This window comes from Streptomyces sp. ATLC9, from assembly GCF_057196705.1.
This window is the reverse complement of sequence record NZ_JBXUOY010000108.1, coordinates 1-15533: the sequence shown is the minus strand read 5'-3', so window position 1 is coordinate 15533 and position 15533 is coordinate 1. Positions and strand designations below refer to the sequence as shown.

Below are 15533 nucleotides of genomic sequence, written 5' to 3'. Positions count from 1 at the left end.
GGCCAGCCCGCCCAGCGCCACGGCGGCCCGCCGGCGGCGGGGGACCACGGCCCGCCGGTGGAGCACCGCGTACCCGGCCGCCTCGATCCGGTCCAGGATGGCGCGGTAGAGCACGAACGCGGTGCGTACACAGGGCCGCGAGACGGGATGCAGCATGGCGATGCCCGGCTCCGCCTCCCGGTAGACCCCCCGGGTGGTCTCGCACAGCTCCCGCAGCGCGGCCCGCACCCGGGCGTCGGTGCGCCCGGCACGGCGGCACCACAGCAGCAGGTCGCGGTCGACGCCGTGGGCGGCCAGCCGGTCCAGGGGCAGGTAGATCCGGCCGCGGTCCAGGTCCTCGCCCACGTCCCGCAGGAAGTTGGTGAGCTGGAAGGCGACCCCGAGCGCCGCGGCGTGCGGGGCGGCCTCCTCGCGCGGCGCGACCGTGTCCAGCACCGGCAGCACCTGAAGGCCGATCACGGCCGCCGAACCGTGCATGTACACCCGCAGGTCGTCGAGGGTGGGGTACTCGGTGACGTGCAGGTCCATGCCCATCGAGCGCATGAAGTCGGTGAAGTGCGCCGGGTCGATGACGTAGCGCGCGGCGGTGTCGGCCAGTGCCGCGATCACCGGGTGCCCGCCGCGCCCGGTGCGCAGGGCCCACAGCAGCTCCTCGTCCAGCTCCGCCAGCGCCCGGGCGCGCTGCTCGGGGGCGAGGGCGGGATCGAGGTCGTCGACGATGTCGTCCGCCCAGCGCGCGAAGCCGTACAGGGCGTGGACGGCCGGTCGCTGACGGGGGGTGAGCAGCCGGGTGGCCAGGAAGTACGTCCTGCCGTGGCGGGCGTTGAGCTCGCGGCAGCGGGTGTAGGCCGCGCGCAGCGCCGGGTCGTGGACACCGGCCGCGTCCAGCTCGCGCGCGGTCATACGGCCGCCCCCTCGGCCGTGCCGGCACCGGCGGGTGCCTGCGCCGCACGCCCGGACGGGCGCGGGTGGCCGGAGCCGCCGGTGATGCGGGCGGCGGCGAGCTTGCCGGAGATCACCACCGTCGGCACGCCCACGCCGGGCGTGGTGCCGCAGCCGGCCAGGACCACGTTCTCCCAGCCGCGCGGCAGGTTCCGCGGCCGGAACGGGCCCGTCTGGGCGAAGGTGTGCGCGGCGGAGAACGGAGTGCCCGCCGCGTGCCCCCGGCGCGCCCAGTCGGCCGGGGTGACCAGATGCTCGGCATCGATCGCCGTGCCGAAGCCGTCCAGCCCGCGGCGCTCCAGCTCGGCGACCAGTTCGTCGCGGTAGCGGGGGCCGACACGGTCCCAGTCACGGGGGCCGGTGACCAGGTTGGGGCAGGGAGCCAGCACGTAGTGCAGATGCCTGCCCTCGGGGGCCAGTGCGGGATCGGTGGCGGTGGGCCGGGTGATCAGCAGCGAAGGATCGCTCATCAGCTCGCCGGACCGGGTGAGCTGCCGGAACGTCGACTCCCAGGCGGAGCCGAACGACAGCGTGTGATGGGCCAGTTCGGGCCAGGTGCGGTTGCCGCCCGCGTGCAGGACGACCGCCGAGGGCGCGTACCGCAGCGGCACCGGGCGGCGCGGCGCGCCGCCCAGCAGGCGGTGGGCGACCGGAAGGTCGCAGGTGAGCACCACCGCGTCGCAGGCGATGCGCTCCCCGCCGGCGGTGCCCCCCCCCGCGGCGCGTCCACCCGGCGAGCGCTCCAGCTGCGTCACCTCGGCGCCGTGGACGAAGCGGGCCCCGGCACGGGCCGCGGCGTCGGCCATGGCCCGGGGCACGGCGTGCATGCCGCCGCGCGGGAACCACACCCCGGCGACGGTGTCCATGTAGGCGATGACGGCGTAGGCGGCCAGCGCCCGGGTGGGCGGCACCCCGGCGTACAGCGCCTGGAAGGAGAACACGCGGCGCAGCCGCTCGTCCTTGAGGAAGCGCGCGACGCGCCCGTGCCAGGTGCCGAACCCGCCCAGCGCGGCCAGCCTGGCCAGGTCCGCGCCCAGCAGCCCCAGCGGCGAGTCGAAGTTGGCGTCGATGAACGAGCGCATCTGCACCCGGTACAACCGCTCCAGCCAGTCGCGCAGCCGCCGGTACCCGGCGGCCTCCCCGGGCCCGGCCATCCGGGCGATCTCGGCCTCCATGGCGTGCGGGTCGGTGTGCACGTCCAGGGAGCCGCCGTCGGCGAAACGGGCGCGGTAGGCGGGGTGGAGTCCGATCAGCTCGACGTGGTCGGAGAGCCTGGTGCCCACCGCGGCCATGGCCTCGTCGACCAGGTCGGGCATGGTCAGCACGGTGGGACCGGTGTCGACGCGGTATCCGGCCCATTCCTCGCGGCCGGCCCGGCCACCCGGACCGTCCTCCCGCTCGACGACGGTGACCGAGCGCCCGGCACCCAGCAGGTGCAGTGCGGCGGACAGCCCGGCCAGCCCCGCTCCGACGATGACGACGTGGTCGCCCGGCCCGTGCAGTCTTCTCATCCGGATTCCTTCGGCAGGTGGGGTCAGTGGCTGGAGAGGGCGGCGTCGCGAGGGGCGTCGCCCGGGGAGCGGCGGGCGGCGGCCGGTTCGCCCAGGACGGCGTACAGCAGCGCCGACAGCTCCCGGGCGGGCACTCCGTCGAGAGATGCCTCCTCCAGCGCGGCCAGCGCCTCGCCGGCCAGGCCGCCGACGCGCCGTTCCACGGCCTCACGGGCTCCCAGCTCGGTCAGCACGGCGCGCACGCGCTCCAGTTCCCCCTCGGTCAGCGCCGCGTTGCCGAGCGCGTGCTCCAGCAGCTCCCGGGCCGCGGCCCGGCCGCGGACGCGGGCCAGGCGCAGGCCCAGGGCCATCAGATGGGTGGGCTTGCCCTGCCGCACGTCGTCGCCCGCCGGTTTCCCTGTGCGAGCCGGGTCCCCGAAGACGCCCAGAAGGTCGTCGCGCAGCTGGAACGCCACCCCGGCGCACCGGCCGGCCCGCCGCAGCGCCGAGGTGGTGTGCGCGTCCGCGCCGGCCAGTGCCGCCCCCAGGTGCAGCGGGCGCTCCACGGTGTACAGCCCGCTCTTGAGGCGGGCGACACGCAGGGAGGAGGAGGGGGAGGGCGCTCCGGTCGCCTGCCCGTACAGGTCCAGGTACTGCCCGGCCACCATCTCGGTGCGCATCGCCCGCCAGACGGGCCGGGCCCGCCGCCGGGCCTCCTCGCAGGGGGACGCCGCGTCCCACAGGTCCTCGGCCCAGACCAGGGCCAGATCACCCGTCAGAAGGGCGGCGGACGACCCGAACGCGTCCGCGTCCCCGCGCAGGCCCCGGGCGCGGTGCCGGCGGGCGAGGGCCACATGGGCGGCGGGCGCGCCGCGCCGCAGCGGCGAGTCGTCCATCAGGTCGTCGTGCACCAGTGCGCAGGCCTGGATCAGCTCCAGCGCGGCGGCCGCGCGCAGCACCGCCTCCGCGTCGGGGTGCTCCGGAGTGCCGCCGCCCGCCCGCCAGCCCCACCACAGGAAGGCCGGGCGCAGCCGCTTGCCGCCGCGCCGCACCAGATCGATCAGGCAGTCGGCGATGTCGGCGGTGAACCGGTCGCTGATCCGGTGCGCGCCGGCCCGGCGCAGCGTCAGATGCTCGGTGAGCACGGTGTCCACGGCGGCCGCGATGTCGCGGTCGGGGCCGCGGGGGAGGGGGGCGCGATCCGTACGGCGGCTCCCGGGGCGTTCCACGCGGGCCTCGTCCGGGTGGTGCGGCGACCGGGGTGCGGTCCGGCCGGTCCGCTCCCCCTCCGGGGCGGCCTGCTCGGGACGTGCGGGTGCGGGGCTGGCAGGGGCGAGGGCCAGGTCGGTGGCCTGGTGCCGCATCGCGGCTCCTTCCCGGCGCGGGGCCGAGACGCCCGGCGCACGTACGGACAGAAGATTTCACACCCGGATATTGAGAATGATGTTCTCAGTTCGGGCGCTCTGGATGGGTGAGGCGGAGGCACCGCGCGGCGCGGATGGGCGAGGGGGGACGCGGTGCCGGTGCACGTGCGACAGCCCCCTCCAGGACACGCCAGGCCCTTGGGGCGACCCGGTCGCTTCGCGGGTGCCCGTGTCCGGCCGGGTCAAACGAAGTTGTGCAGAACTTGTACATCCGATGCTTGCGCCCGCCCCGCCGCGGGCGGACGATGACGCCATGCCCTCCTCCCGCCATTTCCGCGCCGCCGCGCGCCCGGTCCCCGGACAGGAGGCGGAGGAGGTCCTGCTGCCGGTGGGCGCGGTGGCCGGGCGTCTGGGGATGAGCACCGCCGCGCTCCGCGCCTGGGAACGCCGCTACGGCCTCGCCCCCTCCGGGCGGTCCCCCGGCGGACACCGCCGCTACTCGGCGGGTGACCTGGAGCGGCTGGAGCACATGCGTACGCTCATCCGCCGGGGCGTGCCCGCCGCCGACGCGGCCCGCGCGGTGGGCGCGGTGGGACCACCGGACGTGCGGACGGGCGCTGCGCGGCTGACCGAGGCGATGCACGCGCTGGACGCCGTCGCCGTCCAGACGGCGGTGTCGGCCGCGCTGGCCCGGCTCGGAGCCGCCGAAGCCTGGACGGCCGTCCTCGCGCCCGCCCTCGCCGCGATCGGGAAGCACTGGGAGGAGACCGGGCGCGGTGTCGAGGTGGAACATGTCACCAGCGGCATCGTCGAGAGTTTTCTGCGCCGCCACGCCCAGGACCGTGCCGCCGCGCTCCCGCCCGTCCCCGGCGGCCGGAATTCGGGCGCCCGGGGCCCCGTGCTCCTGGCCGCCGCACCGGCCGAGCACCACACGCTGCCGCTGACGGCCCTGGCCGCCGCCCTGGCCGAGGAGGGCCGCCCCGTCCTCCTGGCCGGGGACCTGCCCGCCCCCGCCCTGACCGACGCCCTCGTCCGCATCCGCCCCGGCGCCGTGGTGCTGTGGGCCCGCTCCCACCGAACGGCCGACCTCTCCTGGCTGCGGACCGCGCTGGAGGCGGTCCCCGCGCCCGTACCCGTCCATCCCGCCGGGCCGGGCTGGCCCCGGTACATCCCCGGCGCAGCGGCCCCGCTGCACGACCTGCCCGGCGCCCTGGCCGCGCTCCTGGGCGCGCCGGAGGGCAGGCGACCCGCCTGAACCCGCTTCCCGTACCGCCGCTCCCGCCGTACCGCCCACCGCTCCGGCCGGGTCCGTACGGCACCGGGGGGAGGGCCGTTCGGCCCCGCGGCCTGCTCCGGTCGGACCTGTCGCCGCTCCCCGCGTGGCGGGAGAGTGGAGACGGAGAACAGGACTCCGGTACGCCGGAACCGGACACGAGGAGCCAAGGCCATGAGAGCAGCAGTCGTCCGAACCCTCGGAGAACCCCTGGTGATCGAGGACCGGCCCGACCCGCGGCCCGGCCCCGCCCAGGTCAGCATCCGCGTCGAGGCGTCGGGTCTGTGCCACACCGACATCCACGCCGCCCGCGGCGACTGGCCGGTCAGGCCGGACCCGCCCTTCGTCCCCGGCCATGAGGGCGTCGGCATCGTCGAGCGGCTCGGTGACGACGTCACTCATCTGTCGGTCGGCCAGCGGGTGGCGGTGCCCTGGCTCGGCTGGGCCTGTGGGCGCTGCGAGCACTGCCTGTCCGGCTGGGAGACGCTGTGCGAGCGGCAGAGGAACACCGGCTACGGCGTCGACGGCGGACACGCCGAGATGATGCTCGCCCACGCCGACTTCGCCCAGCCGGTGCCCGACGGCGTCGACCCGCGTGAGGCGGCCCCGCTGACCTGCGCGGGCGTGACGACCTACAAGGCGGTCAAGGTCGCCGGGGTGGGCCCGACCGACCTGGTGGCCGTCTCCGGGATCGGCGGACTGGGGCACCTCGCCGTCCAGTACGCGAAGATCGCCGGAGCCACCGTGGCGGCCGTCGACGTCACCGACGACAAGCTCTCCCTCGCCCGGGAACTGGGCGCCGACATCCTGATCGACGCCCGCAAGGAGGACCCGGCCGAGGTGCTCCGGAAGCACGGCGGCGCCCACGCCGCCATCGCGCTCGCCGTCGACGACCGGGCCACGCAGGCGCTCCAGCGCGGCCTGCGGCGCGGCGGGAAGCTGGTGCTCGTCTCGCTCCCGGCGGGCGGCGCCCTGCGCGTCCCGGTCTTCGACACCGTGCTGAACGGCATCTCCGTCATCGGCTCGATCGTCGGCACCCGGCAGGACCTGGCGGAGGTCTTCGCCCTCCACGCGGCCGGACGCACGGAGGTGATCTACGAGACCCGTCCGCTGGAGGCCGTCAACGACTGCGTCGAGGAGATCCTCGGAGGCCACGTCAGGGCCCGCGTCGTCTTCGAGATGTGAGACGCCGCCGGCTCCGGCTGGCCCGCCGCCCCTGCCGTAGCCTCCGCCGACAGGGGCGGAGGGCTGTTCCGGCGGCAGCCGGTCCGTCCGCTCGCTACGGTGGGCGCCGTGTTCACCGACCAGGGCCCCACCCTCCCCGAACTCGCCGTGCAGGCGCTGTCGTCCGTCGAGCGCGGCTACGACCTGCTCGCACCGAAGTTCGACCGCACGCCGTTCAGAACCCCGGACCGCCTGCTGGGAGCCACCGCACGTGCGCTCGAACCGCTGGGGCCGTTCGGGACGGGCCTGGACGTGTGCTGCGGGACCGGCGCGGGGACGGGTGTCCTGCTGCGGCTGTGCGAACGGCGGGCCGTCGGCGTCGACTTCAGCGCCGGCATGCTCGGCCGGGCCCGCTCCGCCCACCCCCGGGCCCCCGGCGGACCGGCGATTGACTGGGTGCGCGCCGACGTACGGAGGCTGCCCTTCGAGGGAGCCTTCGACCTGGCCGTCAGCTTCGGGGCGTTCGGGCACTTCCTGCCCCGGGAACGGCCCGGACTGTTCGCGGGGGTGTACGCGGCACTCCGGTCCGGGGGGCTGTTCGCCTTCCCTGTCGGCGCGCCGCCCCGTATCGGGTCGCGTGCCTACTGGACGCTGTGGGGCTTCGACGCGGCGATGCGGGTGCGCAACGCGCTGTGGCGCCCTCCGTTCGTCATGTACTACCGCACCTTCCCCCTCCCCCGGGTGCGCCGCGAACTGGCCGCCGCGGGGTTCGAGGTGGGCACGCTGCCCCTGGAGGAGCTCGGCCGGCGGGCGGACGGCAGCCCGCGCTGCCGGCTGGTCGTGGCGCGGCGCGCGCGGGAGACGGCCGGGAAGGCGCGGTAGCGTCCGAGCCGCAGGACCACACACCGGGAAGGCTGTCAGGGCGGGTGACGATCCGCCCGCCGGACAGGGCGGTTCGCGGAAGGAGGGGCCTCTCGCGGTACGACGGCCTGCCGCTACGCTTCGGCACCATGCAGCGACCGTTCGAAACTCCGGTGATCCCTGCCCGACGCCGCACGGGCCCGCTTCTCGCCGCGCTGGCGGCCGGACTGGTGATGGGCGGGGTGGGCCTCGGGGCCGCCTGGGCCCTCACCGGCGGCAGCGGTGGCGAAGGCGGCCCGGCGGCCGACGCGCGGGCGGCGTGCGATGTCCTGGAGCGTTTCGACGAGTCGCGGTACGCGGAGGAGGGGCCGGCCGGCGAGGTGGCGCTCAACCGCTGGGGAGCGGCGCAGGCCCTCTCCGCCTCGGCGGCCGCGGGCGACGAGCGGTACGAGCCGCTCGCGGAGTCGCTCAGGAAGTCGCACCACCGGGTTCTCTCGACCTTCGGGTTCGACGCACGGGCGAAGAAGGACCTGGAGCGGGCGCGCGGGATCTGCGCGGACCTGTGAGCCGGGAGGACCTGTGAGCCGGGCGGGCCGTCAGCCGTCGGCCGCCGCCGGACGGGTGCAGGCCAGATAGGTCGCCCGGTGCACCGCGCGGGCCAGGTGGGCGCCCCAGGGGGAGCGGGGGCCGGCGAAGGGCTCGACTGCGGTCGGACGGCCCGGCGGCGGCGGCGCGGCGGCGACGCACACCGCGTCGGTCGGTGTGCCCGAGGCGTCCACACCGGCGTCCAGCAGCGCCTGGACCTTGGCCTCGGTTGCCGTGGCCACGGCGTTGACCAGGGCGGCGTCCGACAGGGCGGCCGGCACCGAGACCAGGATGTTGACGGTCCCGGCGGGCGGTCCGTCACGGCCCGCGCCCGGCGCGGCGGCCCAGCCGTGTACGCCGATCCCGGCCGTGACCAGGGCCTCGGCTCCCCCGTCCACCGCGAGGCAGTGGTCCAGCACCCGGGCGGCGGTCATCAGGCCCACACCGGGGCCCTCCGCGCCCGCCCGCCCGGCCGGTTCGGCCAGGTGCCGCTCGGCGTCCAGGCGCGCGTAGCCCGGGGGGACCTGGGCGTTGAGGACCCAGCCGCGCTCGCCGAGCCCGCCGCCCAGCAGTGCGCTGCTGATCATCCGCCGCTCGGATTCTGGCCTCCAGAACGGCATCGGCCAGGAGCCGCCCTGCTCCCGGCAGTGCAGGACGCGGACGTCGGCCAGGGAGTCGTGGTGGGATCGCAGGAGCACGCCGCACCCTAGCGCGGGGCCCGCGGGCGGGAGCGCGGGCAGGAGGAGGTGTGCCGCCGCGCCGGACGGGAAGGGAGGCTGGAGCCGCCCCGGTACGGCACGCGCCGGTTCCGGACCGGTCCGCCGGACCTGAGCGGGCCCGCCGCATAAACTGATCACCGCAGATCCTTCTTGTCACTCACAACCCATCAGGAGCGACAGCCATGGCAACCACCCGTACTGCCAGGACCCACTGGGAAGGCACTCTCCTCGAGGGCAAGGGCAACGTCGCCCTCGAGTCCTCCGGGATCGGCACCTACGAGGTGAGCTGGCCCGCCCGCGCCGAGGAGCCCGGTGGCAAGACCAGCCCTGAGGAGCTGATCGCGGCGGCCCACTCCTCCTGCTACTCGATGGCCTTCTCGGGCGGCCTGGCGCGCAAGGGCCACACGGTGGAGAAGCTCGACACCCGGGCCGACGTCACCTTCCAGCCGGGCGAGGGCATCACCGCCATCAAGCTGACCGTCCGCGCCACCGTCCCCGGGCTGTCCGAGGAGGACTTCCAGGCGGCCGCCGAGGAGGCCAAGGCCAACTGCCCGGTCAGTCAGGCCCTGGCCGGCGTCAAGAACATCACCCTGGAGGCCCGGCTCGTCTGACGCGCCGGAACCGGGGCGCGGCACCGCGCACCGGCGGGCCGGGCCGGAGGTTTCAGCCGGTCAGCCGCCGCAGTTTGAGCACGGCGTCCTCCAGGACGGCCCGCTGTCCGTCGGGCCCGGTCGCCTCGCGCCGCCGCTCCCCGCTCACCAGGGGCTCCCACTCCTCCTCCGGGAGACCGAGCGAGGCGAGGACCTCGGCCGACGTGGGCAGGGGCGGATGGTCGTCGTGGCCGTGGCCGGCCGCCCACGGGGGAGGGCCGGCGTGCCCGACGACCAGCAGGACGCCGCCGGGGGACACGGCCGCCGCGGCGTCGCGCAGGATCCGCCGCCTGGGCAACTCGACGGAGGAGGGAGCGTGCAGGAAGTGGGCGGAGACCAGGTCGAAGGAGCCCTCGGGGAAGGACTCGGCCAGATCGTGCCGAAACCAGTCGATCCGGTCGGCGACGCCCGCCCGCCGAGCCTGCCCGGCTCCGCGGTCCAGGGCGATCCGCGAGACGTCGACCGCGGTGACGCGCCAGCCCCGCCGGGCGAGCCAGATCGCGTCGCCCCCCTCGCCGCAGCCCAGGTCCAGGGCGCTGCCCGGGACCAGATCCGCCGTCTCACGGACGAGGGCGGCGTTGGGCTCACCGCTCCAGATCCGCTCGTCCGCACCGTAGAGCCCGTCCCAGAACTCCCCGGCCGAGGCGCCGTCCGTACCGTCGCCGTTCGTCGCGTGACCGCTCATCGCACTGCCCTCCTTCCGAGACCGTCGCGGGCCGCGACGGCCCGGTCGGTCTCCTCCTCGACCAGATCGGCGTTGATCGCCGCGGCCGCGTTCACGCCCGCGGCGGCGGCGCCGACGACCTTCTCCGTCAGGTCCGAGGCGTTTCCGGCCACCCACACCCCGGGCACGGCGGTGGCACCGGTGGCGTCGGCGGGGATGTGCTCGCCGAGGACGTGGCCGCCCTTCACCTGCTCGGCCGTCTCCAGCCCCAGACCCGCCAGGAAGTCCGCGCGGGCGGCGAACCGGGGGGCGACCACCAGCGCACGGCACGGCACGGTCCGCCCGCCCGCCAGACGTACCCCGGCGAGACGGCCGCCGCTCACCTCCAGGCCGGTCACCTCGCCGTCGACGACGGCGACGCCGCGGGCGGCGAGCCGCTCGTACTCCCGGTCGCCGGGCTCGGGCCCGGTGTGCCGGAACAGGGTCACATCCGCGCTCCACTGCCGCCACAGCAGCGCCTGCCGGACGGCTGCCGGTCCGGTGGACAGCACGCCGATCGCCCGGTCGCGCACCTCCCAGCCGTGGCAGTACGGGCAGTGCAGGACGTCGCGCCCCCACAACCGCGCCAGCCCCGGCACCTCCGGCAGTTCGTCGGCCAGGCCCGTGGCCACCAGCAGCCGGCCCGCCGTCACGGCGGTGCCGTCGTCCAGGAACAGGCGAAAGCCCCCGGCGGTCAGCCGCTCGGCGGCCGTGACGGTGCCCTGGGTGATCTCGCCCCCGTGCCGGAGCACCTCGGCGCGCCCGGCTGCCGTCAGCTCCAGGGGCGGCGTGCCGTCGAGCCCCAGATAGCCGTGGACACCGGCGGCCGGGGCGTTGCGCGGCCGCCCGGAGTCGACCACCAGGACCGAGCGGCGTGCCCGGGCCAGGGTCAGCGCCCCGCTCAGCCCGGCGGCGCCGCCCCCGACGACCACCACGTCGTAGAGCCGCTCGGCTCCCTGGGCGAATGGGTCCGTGAATCGCCCGCCATGTCCGTTCATGTCGCTCCCTCCGTCATGCGGCAAGACTCCGCCCACACCCGTCCGCTTGACAAACGTCTTTGCCGGATCGGCAAATGGACGGATGACCGACGACGACTTCGAGAACGTCCTCACCGGTGTGGGCCCCCGGCTGCGGGCCCTGCGCCAGGCGCGCGGCGCCACGCTCTCCCGGATGAGCGAGACGACCGGGATATCGCTCAGCACCCTCTCGCGACTGGAGTCGGGGCGGCGCAGACCGACCCTGGAGTTGCTGCTCCCTCTGGCCAGGGCCTACAGCGTCCCCCTGGACGAACTCGTCGGCGCGCCCGCCACCGGTGACCCCCGCGTTCACGCCCGCCCCTTCAACCGGTACGGGCAGACCTTCGTGCCGCTGACCCGCAGCCTGGGCGGCCTGCACGCCTACAAGCAGATCATGCCCGCCGGATACGGCAGGGGCGGGCGGCCCGAGCAGCAGACACACGAGGGCTACGAGTGGCTCTACGTCCTGTCCGGACGGCTGTGGCTGGCTCTGGGCGGGCACGACCTCGTCCTGGGGGCGGGAGAGGCCGCCGAGTTCGACACCCGCACCCCCCACGGCCTGGCGAACGCGGGGGAGCGGCCGGTCGAGTTCATCAGCATCTTCGGGCCGCAGGGCGAGCGGATGCACGTACGCGCCCGGCCCTCGAAGGGCACGGGGTAGTGGCGCGGGCCGGTCCCGTGGCCGGCGCCGCACGGTGGCCGCCCGCGACCGCCCGCGGCGGCGCGACCGGCCCCGCCGGAGGGGAGCCGGACCCCGGTGCGTGTGAGGGAACGTCAGAGGGCCGGGCCCTCACACGGGAATGAGGGAACGTCAGAGGGCCGCGGGGAAGCGCTCCCAGACCCGGTGGCGGGTCAGCAGCCGGACGACCGCGGGCAGGACGTCCCGGCCATCGTCTCCGCCGACCACACCGGGTGCGTCGGAGGCGATGCCCGCCGCCTCCCAGACCCGCTCGGCGCCCGCCCAGCCGCCGAGGGCCTTGGAGTGCCGGTACGCCTCGCCGACCAGCAGTACCACCCGGGGGTCGACCGCCGAGCCGGCGTCCCCGCTCCGGTCGCCGCTGCCGGCCTTGGCGTCCCGGGCCCCGTGTGCGTCGGCGGCCGGAGCGGGCGCGCCGGCCAGGAGGAGGGTGTCGAACTCGATGGAACGGGCGGCCGCGAAGGTGCGCTGGACGGTGACGGGGTCACCGGTGTCCGCGCCCAGCACGCCACCGGTGGGCGCCACCACCAGCGGCACCATGCCCTGGTCGAACACCGCCTGCCGGACCGCGCGCACGGATTCCAGATCGCCTCCGTCGGTGACGATCCCCACGATCCGCCCGGCGACGGGCCATTCGCGCCCCACCTGGGAGAGCGCCGGGCTGGGCGCCACGTCGGCCAGGGGCTCCGACGGCTTGGGGACCGGCAGCCCGAGCCCCTGGGCGACCTCCCGGCACAGCCGGGGGTCGATGTTGGCGAGCGTGCGCAGCACCCGTTCCTTGATCGCGTTCTCGTAGCACCGGCTCAGCTCGAAGGTGTAGGCGGAGATCACGTGCTCCTGCTCGACCGGCGACAGGCTGAGCCAGAACTGCCGCGGCTGGCTGAAGTGGTCGGCGTAGGAGGCCGGGGCCTCCCGCACCTTCCGGCCGGCCGGCACCTCCACGGGCACCTCGACATAACCGCCCGCGTCGGCTCCGGCGGTGAACGGGCAGCCCCCGTCCAGGGAGTTGGGCCGGTAGGGGGCCGTGCCCCGGTGCACGGCGGTCTGGTGCATGCCGTCCCGCAGCATGTCGTTGACCGGCGCGTGCGGGCGGTTGATCGGCAGCTGGGCGAAGTTGGGGCCGCCCAGCCGGGTGATCTGGGTGTCGATGTAGGAGAACAGCCGCCCGGCCAGCAGCGGGTCGTCGGTGACGTCGATGCCCGGCACCAGATGGCCGGGGTGGAAGGCGACCTGCTCGGTCTCGGCGAAGAAGTTGCTGGGGTTGCGGTCGAGCGTCAGCAGCCCGATCGGCTGCACCGGGGCCAGCTCCTCGGGGACGATCTTGGTCGGGTCCAGCAGGTCGATGCCCTCGAAGGTCTGCTCGGGCGTGTCGGGGAACGTCTGGATGCCCAGCTCCCACTGCGGGTGGGCGCCCGCCTCGATCGCGTCGGCGAGGTCGCGCCGGTGGAAGTCGGGGTCGGCGCCGCTCGTGATCTGGGCCTCCTCCCACACCTGGGAGTGCACGCCGAGCTTCGGCTTCCAGTGGAACTTCGCCAGCGTCGTCCCGCCGTCGGCGTTCACCAGCCGGAAGGTGTGGATGCCGAAGCCCTCCATCATCCGGTAGGAGCGGGGGATGCCCCGGTCGGACATGTTCCACAGCGTGTGGTGGGTGGCCTCGGTGTGCAGGGAGACGAAGTCCCAGAACGTGTCGTGCGCGCTCTGTGCCTGCGGGATCTCCCGGTCCGGGTGCGGCTTGCCCGCGTGGATGACGTCGGGGAACTTGATGGCGTCCTGGATGAAGAAGACCGGGATGTTGTTGCCCACCAGGTCGAAGACGCCCTCGCCGGTGTAGAACTTCACGGCGAACCCCCGGGTGTCCCGGACGGTGTCCGCGGACCCCCGGGAGCCGAGCACAGTGGAGAAGCGGACGAAGACCGGGGTCTCGACGTCCTTGCCCAGGAAGGCGGCCATGGTCACGCTCGCCGCCGTGCCGTACCCCCGGAACACGCCGTGGGCGGCGGCGCCTCGCGCGTGCACCACGCGTTCGGGGATGCGCTCGTGGTCGAAGTGGGTGATCTTCTCCCGCAGGTGGTGGTCCCGCAGCAGCACCGGCCCGCGGGCGCCCGCTTTCAGGGAATGGTCGGTGTCCGGCAGCCGGTGCCCCTGCGCGGTGGTGAGGTACTCCCCGCCCTGCGCCATCACCGCCCGGTCCGCACCGGTGGGCTGCCCGGTGGGGCTGACGGTGGCGGGGCCGCTCTGGTCGGGCTTGGGAGGCAGCGGCTCCCGGGGCTCGGTCGGCTCCTCGAGCGGGGGCGGCTCGGAACCGGGGCGGCCGGGAACGGGGTACTGCTGTTCCATGGTGGCTCCTCCGTGTGGGGCAGACGGGCAACGGCACACTCGTCACCCGTGAACCGGACATCGAAACGTGAAAAGCGAAAAGTCACCTTCCCGCCCGTTCCGTGCCCTTAAGTTCCCGAGCCCCGTCCCGCGCGCGGCTGCGCATCCGGCAGGCGCCGCCCGCCCGTCACCGCCGCCTCCTCGGCGTCTTCACCGAGCCGCCGCCGGGCGGTGCCTGACGACGGCTCGGTGAAGGCAGTGCCGGGCGCCCGTCAGGGCTTGCGGGCCACGCCGCAGTAGAAGGCCACCTCTTCGGGGAGCTCACCCGCGGGAGAGGGCTCCGGCCGCCAGCGCGAGCACGACACCACACCCGGCTCCAGCACCTCCAGCCCGTCGAAGAACCGCGCGACCTCCTCGGGTGTGCGCTGGTGGAGCTTCGGCGTGCCGACGCTGTTCCAGTACTCGACCGCCGCGTCCACGTCGTCCAGCCCCGGAGCGGTGATGGTGTGCGACAGCACCAGGTAGCTGCCGGAGGGGACCGCGTCCATGAGCCGCCTCACGATCGCACGGGCCCGGTCGGTGTCCTCGATGAACATCACGATGCCCAGCAGCATGACCGCGACCGGCTCGGTGAAGTCCAGAGTCCGGGCCGCGTCCCGCAGGATGGCCTCGGGGTCGTGCAGATCGGCGTCGAGGTAGTCGGTGACGCCCTCGGGAGTGGAGGTCAGCAGGGCCCTTGCGTGCGCCAGCACGATGGGGTCGTTGTCGGTGTAGACGATCCGGGCGTCGGGCGCGGTGCGCTGGGCGACCTCGTGGGTGTTCTCGCTGGTCGGCAGCCCGGTGCCGATGTCCAGGAACTGCCGGACGCCCGCCTCGCCGGTCAGGTGGGTCACCGCGCGGCCCAGGAACGCCCGGTCCGCCCGGGCGTAGTCCAGGATGCCGGGGTGGATACTGCGGACCTGGTCGCCTGCGGCCTTGTCCACCTCGTAGTAGTTCTTGCCGCCCAGCCAGTAGTCCCACATCCGGGCCGAGTGCGGGACGGTGGTGTCGATCCGGGCCGACACCTGCTCGGACGTGGTCGTTCCATCTGCCATGAGAGTCCCCTGTGAGGTCCTGCGCGATTGCTTCCGTCAAACTACGCGCTCGAACCCGCTATGGCAGCAGGTGTGTTGATCGAATTCGGCCAGGCCGGGCGGGGTACCGCCCCGAGAGGGCCGGAAAGCGGCTCAGTCCTCGGCCGTCAGCCCGGACTCGGCGGCGGCCGGCGCCGACGGGTGGCCGAAGAACCCGGGCAGGCCACCGGAGTGCAGCAGTACCGTGCGCTGCCCGGGGCGGACCGTGCCGTGGCCGCCCCGCACAGCCACTCCAGCTTGCGCACCTTGTTGCCGCCGCCGCCGAGGCCGGTGAGGTCATCCCGCTTGATCCACAGGTCCTCCGCCTCCAACCCGAGGGTGAGGGCCAGGCGCGGCGCGGGTTCGAGGGGTGTGGGCCAGGTGCCGAGGACCGCCCGCCGTGGTGCGCCGTCCGGTGTCGTCATCCGCTCGGGTCACCTCGGTGTGCCGTCCGTGGGCGGGACTTCGGTGGGAGCCATGGTGGCACACGGCGGGATCGCGCCGGGGAGCCCGGGCCGCCGCCGGGGCACCGGCGTACCCGCGGCGTGTCGTACGGAACCCGCCGCCGCGCGGTTGGCCGCCGGGAGCCGCGGGCCGACTCGTACGAGCGGGGCCCGACCGACGAGCGCGCGCAGGCGCCC

Annotated in this window: 15 protein-coding genes; 6 read left to right on the top strand and 9 right to left on the bottom strand. The window is 75.1% G+C overall.

The window, feature by feature from the left end; genetic code table 11:
• The 3 genes from AC2CJA_RS13670 to AC2CJA_RS13660 all read right to left on the bottom strand — a co-directional run.
• Window positions 1-903, bottom strand: a 903-nt coding sequence (locus AC2CJA_RS13670) for a phytoene/squalene synthase family protein (protein ID WP_484602970.1), incomplete at its 3' end; no start/stop codon positions are given.
• On the bottom strand, window positions 900-2453 hold the full coding sequence (crtI, locus tag AC2CJA_RS13665; RefSeq protein ID WP_484602969.1) for a phytoene desaturase family protein: 1554 nt from the start codon (window positions 2451-2453) through the stop codon (window positions 900-902). The genes crtI and AC2CJA_RS13670, both read right to left, overlap by 4 nt.
• Window positions 2454-2476: 23 nt before the next feature.
• Window positions 2477-3796: a polyprenyl synthetase family protein gene (locus tag AC2CJA_RS13660; RefSeq protein WP_484602968.1), complete on the bottom strand. Its 1320-nt coding sequence runs from the start codon at window positions 3794-3796 to the stop codon at window positions 2477-2479.
• 313 nt (window positions 3797-4109) lie between these two features.
• Here AC2CJA_RS13660 and AC2CJA_RS13655 point away from each other — a divergent pair, with 313 nt between their 5' ends.
• The 4 genes from AC2CJA_RS13655 (at window position 4110) to AC2CJA_RS13640 (ending at window position 7660) form a co-directional block, all read left to right on the top strand.
• Entirely contained in the window at window positions 4110-5051 is a 942-nt protein-coding gene (locus tag AC2CJA_RS13655) for a MerR family transcriptional regulator (RefSeq protein ID WP_484602967.1), read from the top strand.
• Between the two features lie 192 nt (window positions 5052-5243).
• Window positions 5244-6254: a zinc-dependent alcohol dehydrogenase gene (locus tag AC2CJA_RS13650; RefSeq protein ID WP_484602966.1), complete on the top strand. Its 1011-nt coding sequence runs from the start codon at window positions 5244-5246 to the stop codon at window positions 6252-6254.
• A gap of 108 nt (window positions 6255-6362) precedes the next feature.
• Window positions 6363-7115, top strand: coding sequence for a class I SAM-dependent methyltransferase (locus AC2CJA_RS13645; RefSeq protein WP_484602965.1), 753 nt, complete (start codon window positions 6363-6365; stop codon window positions 7113-7115).
• A gap of 128 nt (window positions 7116-7243) precedes the next feature.
• A complete protein-coding gene (locus AC2CJA_RS13640) occupies window positions 7244-7660 on the top strand; it encodes a hypothetical protein (RefSeq protein WP_484602964.1) in 417 nt (138 codons plus the stop codon).
• 30 nt (window positions 7661-7690) lie between these two features.
• On the opposite strand, the gene AC2CJA_RS13635 is transcribed toward AC2CJA_RS13640, so the two are convergent.
• Window positions 7691-8299: an adenosylcobinamide amidohydrolase gene (locus tag AC2CJA_RS13635; protein WP_484602971.1), complete on the bottom strand. Its 609-nt coding sequence runs from the start codon at window positions 8297-8299 to the stop codon at window positions 7691-7693.
• 281 nt (window positions 8300-8580) lie between these two features.
• Here AC2CJA_RS13635 and AC2CJA_RS13630 point away from each other — a divergent pair, with 281 nt between their 5' ends.
• Window positions 8581-9009, top strand: a complete 429-nt coding sequence (locus tag AC2CJA_RS13630; protein WP_484602963.1) for an OsmC family protein — start codon at window positions 8581-8583, stop codon at window positions 9007-9009.
• Between the two features lie 52 nt (window positions 9010-9061).
• Here AC2CJA_RS13630 and AC2CJA_RS13625 read toward each other — a convergent pair whose 3' ends face one another.
• Together AC2CJA_RS13625 and AC2CJA_RS13620 are read right to left on the bottom strand one after the other, a co-directional pair.
• Window positions 9062-9733, bottom strand: coding sequence for an SAM-dependent methyltransferase (locus tag AC2CJA_RS13625; RefSeq protein ID WP_484602962.1), 672 nt, complete (start codon window positions 9731-9733; stop codon window positions 9062-9064).
• Entirely contained in the window at window positions 9730-10749 is a 1020-nt protein-coding gene (locus AC2CJA_RS13620; protein ID WP_484602961.1) for an NAD(P)/FAD-dependent oxidoreductase, read from the bottom strand. Before AC2CJA_RS13620 ends, AC2CJA_RS13625 begins: the two co-directional genes overlap by 4 nt.
• 82 nt (window positions 10750-10831) lie before the next feature.
• Between AC2CJA_RS13620 and AC2CJA_RS13615 the strand changes: the two genes are divergently transcribed.
• Window positions 10832-11428, top strand: a complete 597-nt coding sequence (locus AC2CJA_RS13615; protein WP_484602960.1) for a helix-turn-helix domain-containing protein — start codon at window positions 10832-10834, stop codon at window positions 11426-11428.
• 150 nt (window positions 11429-11578) lie between these two features.
• Here the strand turns inward: AC2CJA_RS13615 and AC2CJA_RS13610 are convergent, their stop codons facing one another.
• The 3 genes from AC2CJA_RS13610 to AC2CJA_RS13600 form a co-directional block, all read right to left on the bottom strand.
• Window positions 11579-13801, bottom strand: coding sequence for a catalase (locus tag AC2CJA_RS13610; protein WP_484602959.1), 2223 nt, complete (start codon window positions 13799-13801; stop codon window positions 11579-11581).
• Between the two features lie 251 nt (window positions 13802-14052).
• Window positions 14053-14874 (bottom strand): SAM-dependent methyltransferase, encoded by an 822-nt coding sequence (locus tag AC2CJA_RS13605; RefSeq protein WP_484602958.1) that lies wholly within the window; start codon window positions 14872-14874, stop codon window positions 14053-14055.
• Between the two features lie 146 nt (window positions 14875-15020).
• Entirely contained in the window at window positions 15021-15317 is a 297-nt protein-coding gene (locus tag AC2CJA_RS13600; RefSeq protein WP_484602957.1) for a hypothetical protein, read from the bottom strand.
• Between the last annotated feature and the right edge of the window lie 216 nt (window positions 15318-15533).

Bases quoted from the DNA above. Each gene is read 5' to 3' on its own strand.
- crtI (WP_484602969.1), bottom strand. From the start codon at position 2,453: ATGAGAAGACTGCACGGGCCGGGCGACCACGTCGTCATCGTCGGAGCG.
- AC2CJA_RS13660 (WP_484602968.1), bottom strand. From the start codon at position 3,796: ATGCGGCACCAGGCCACCGACCTGGCCCTCGCCCCTGCCAGCCCCGCA.
- AC2CJA_RS13655 (WP_484602967.1), top strand. From the start codon at position 4,110: ATGCCCTCCTCCCGCCATTTCCGCGCCGCCGCGCGCCCGGTCCCCGGA.
- AC2CJA_RS13650 (WP_484602966.1), top strand. From the start codon at position 5,244: ATGAGAGCAGCAGTCGTCCGAACCCTCGGAGAACCCCTGGTGATCGAG.
- AC2CJA_RS13640 (WP_484602964.1), top strand. From the start codon at position 7,244: ATGCAGCGACCGTTCGAAACTCCGGTGATCCCTGCCCGACGCCGCACG.
- AC2CJA_RS13635 (WP_484602971.1), bottom strand. From the start codon at position 8,299: ATGCCGTTCTGGAGGCCAGAATCCGAGCGGCGGATGATCAGCAGCGCA.
- AC2CJA_RS13630 (WP_484602963.1), top strand. From the start codon at position 8,581: ATGGCAACCACCCGTACTGCCAGGACCCACTGGGAAGGCACTCTCCTC.
- AC2CJA_RS13625 (WP_484602962.1), bottom strand. From the start codon at position 9,733: ATGAGCGGTCACGCGACGAACGGCGACGGTACGGACGGCGCCTCGGCC.
- AC2CJA_RS13620 (WP_484602961.1), bottom strand. From the start codon at position 10,749: ATGAACGGACATGGCGGGCGATTCACGGACCCATTCGCCCAGGGAGCC.
- AC2CJA_RS13615 (WP_484602960.1), top strand. From the start codon at position 10,832: ATGACCGACGACGACTTCGAGAACGTCCTCACCGGTGTGGGCCCCCGG.
- AC2CJA_RS13610 (WP_484602959.1), bottom strand. From the start codon at position 13,801: ATGGAACAGCAGTACCCCGTTCCCGGCCGCCCCGGTTCCGAGCCGCCC.
- AC2CJA_RS13605 (WP_484602958.1), bottom strand. From the start codon at position 14,874: ATGGCAGATGGAACGACCACGTCCGAGCAGGTGTCGGCCCGGATCGAC.
- AC2CJA_RS13600 (WP_484602957.1), bottom strand. From the start codon at position 15,317: ATGACGACACCGGACGGCGCACCACGGCGGGCGGTCCTCGGCACCTGG.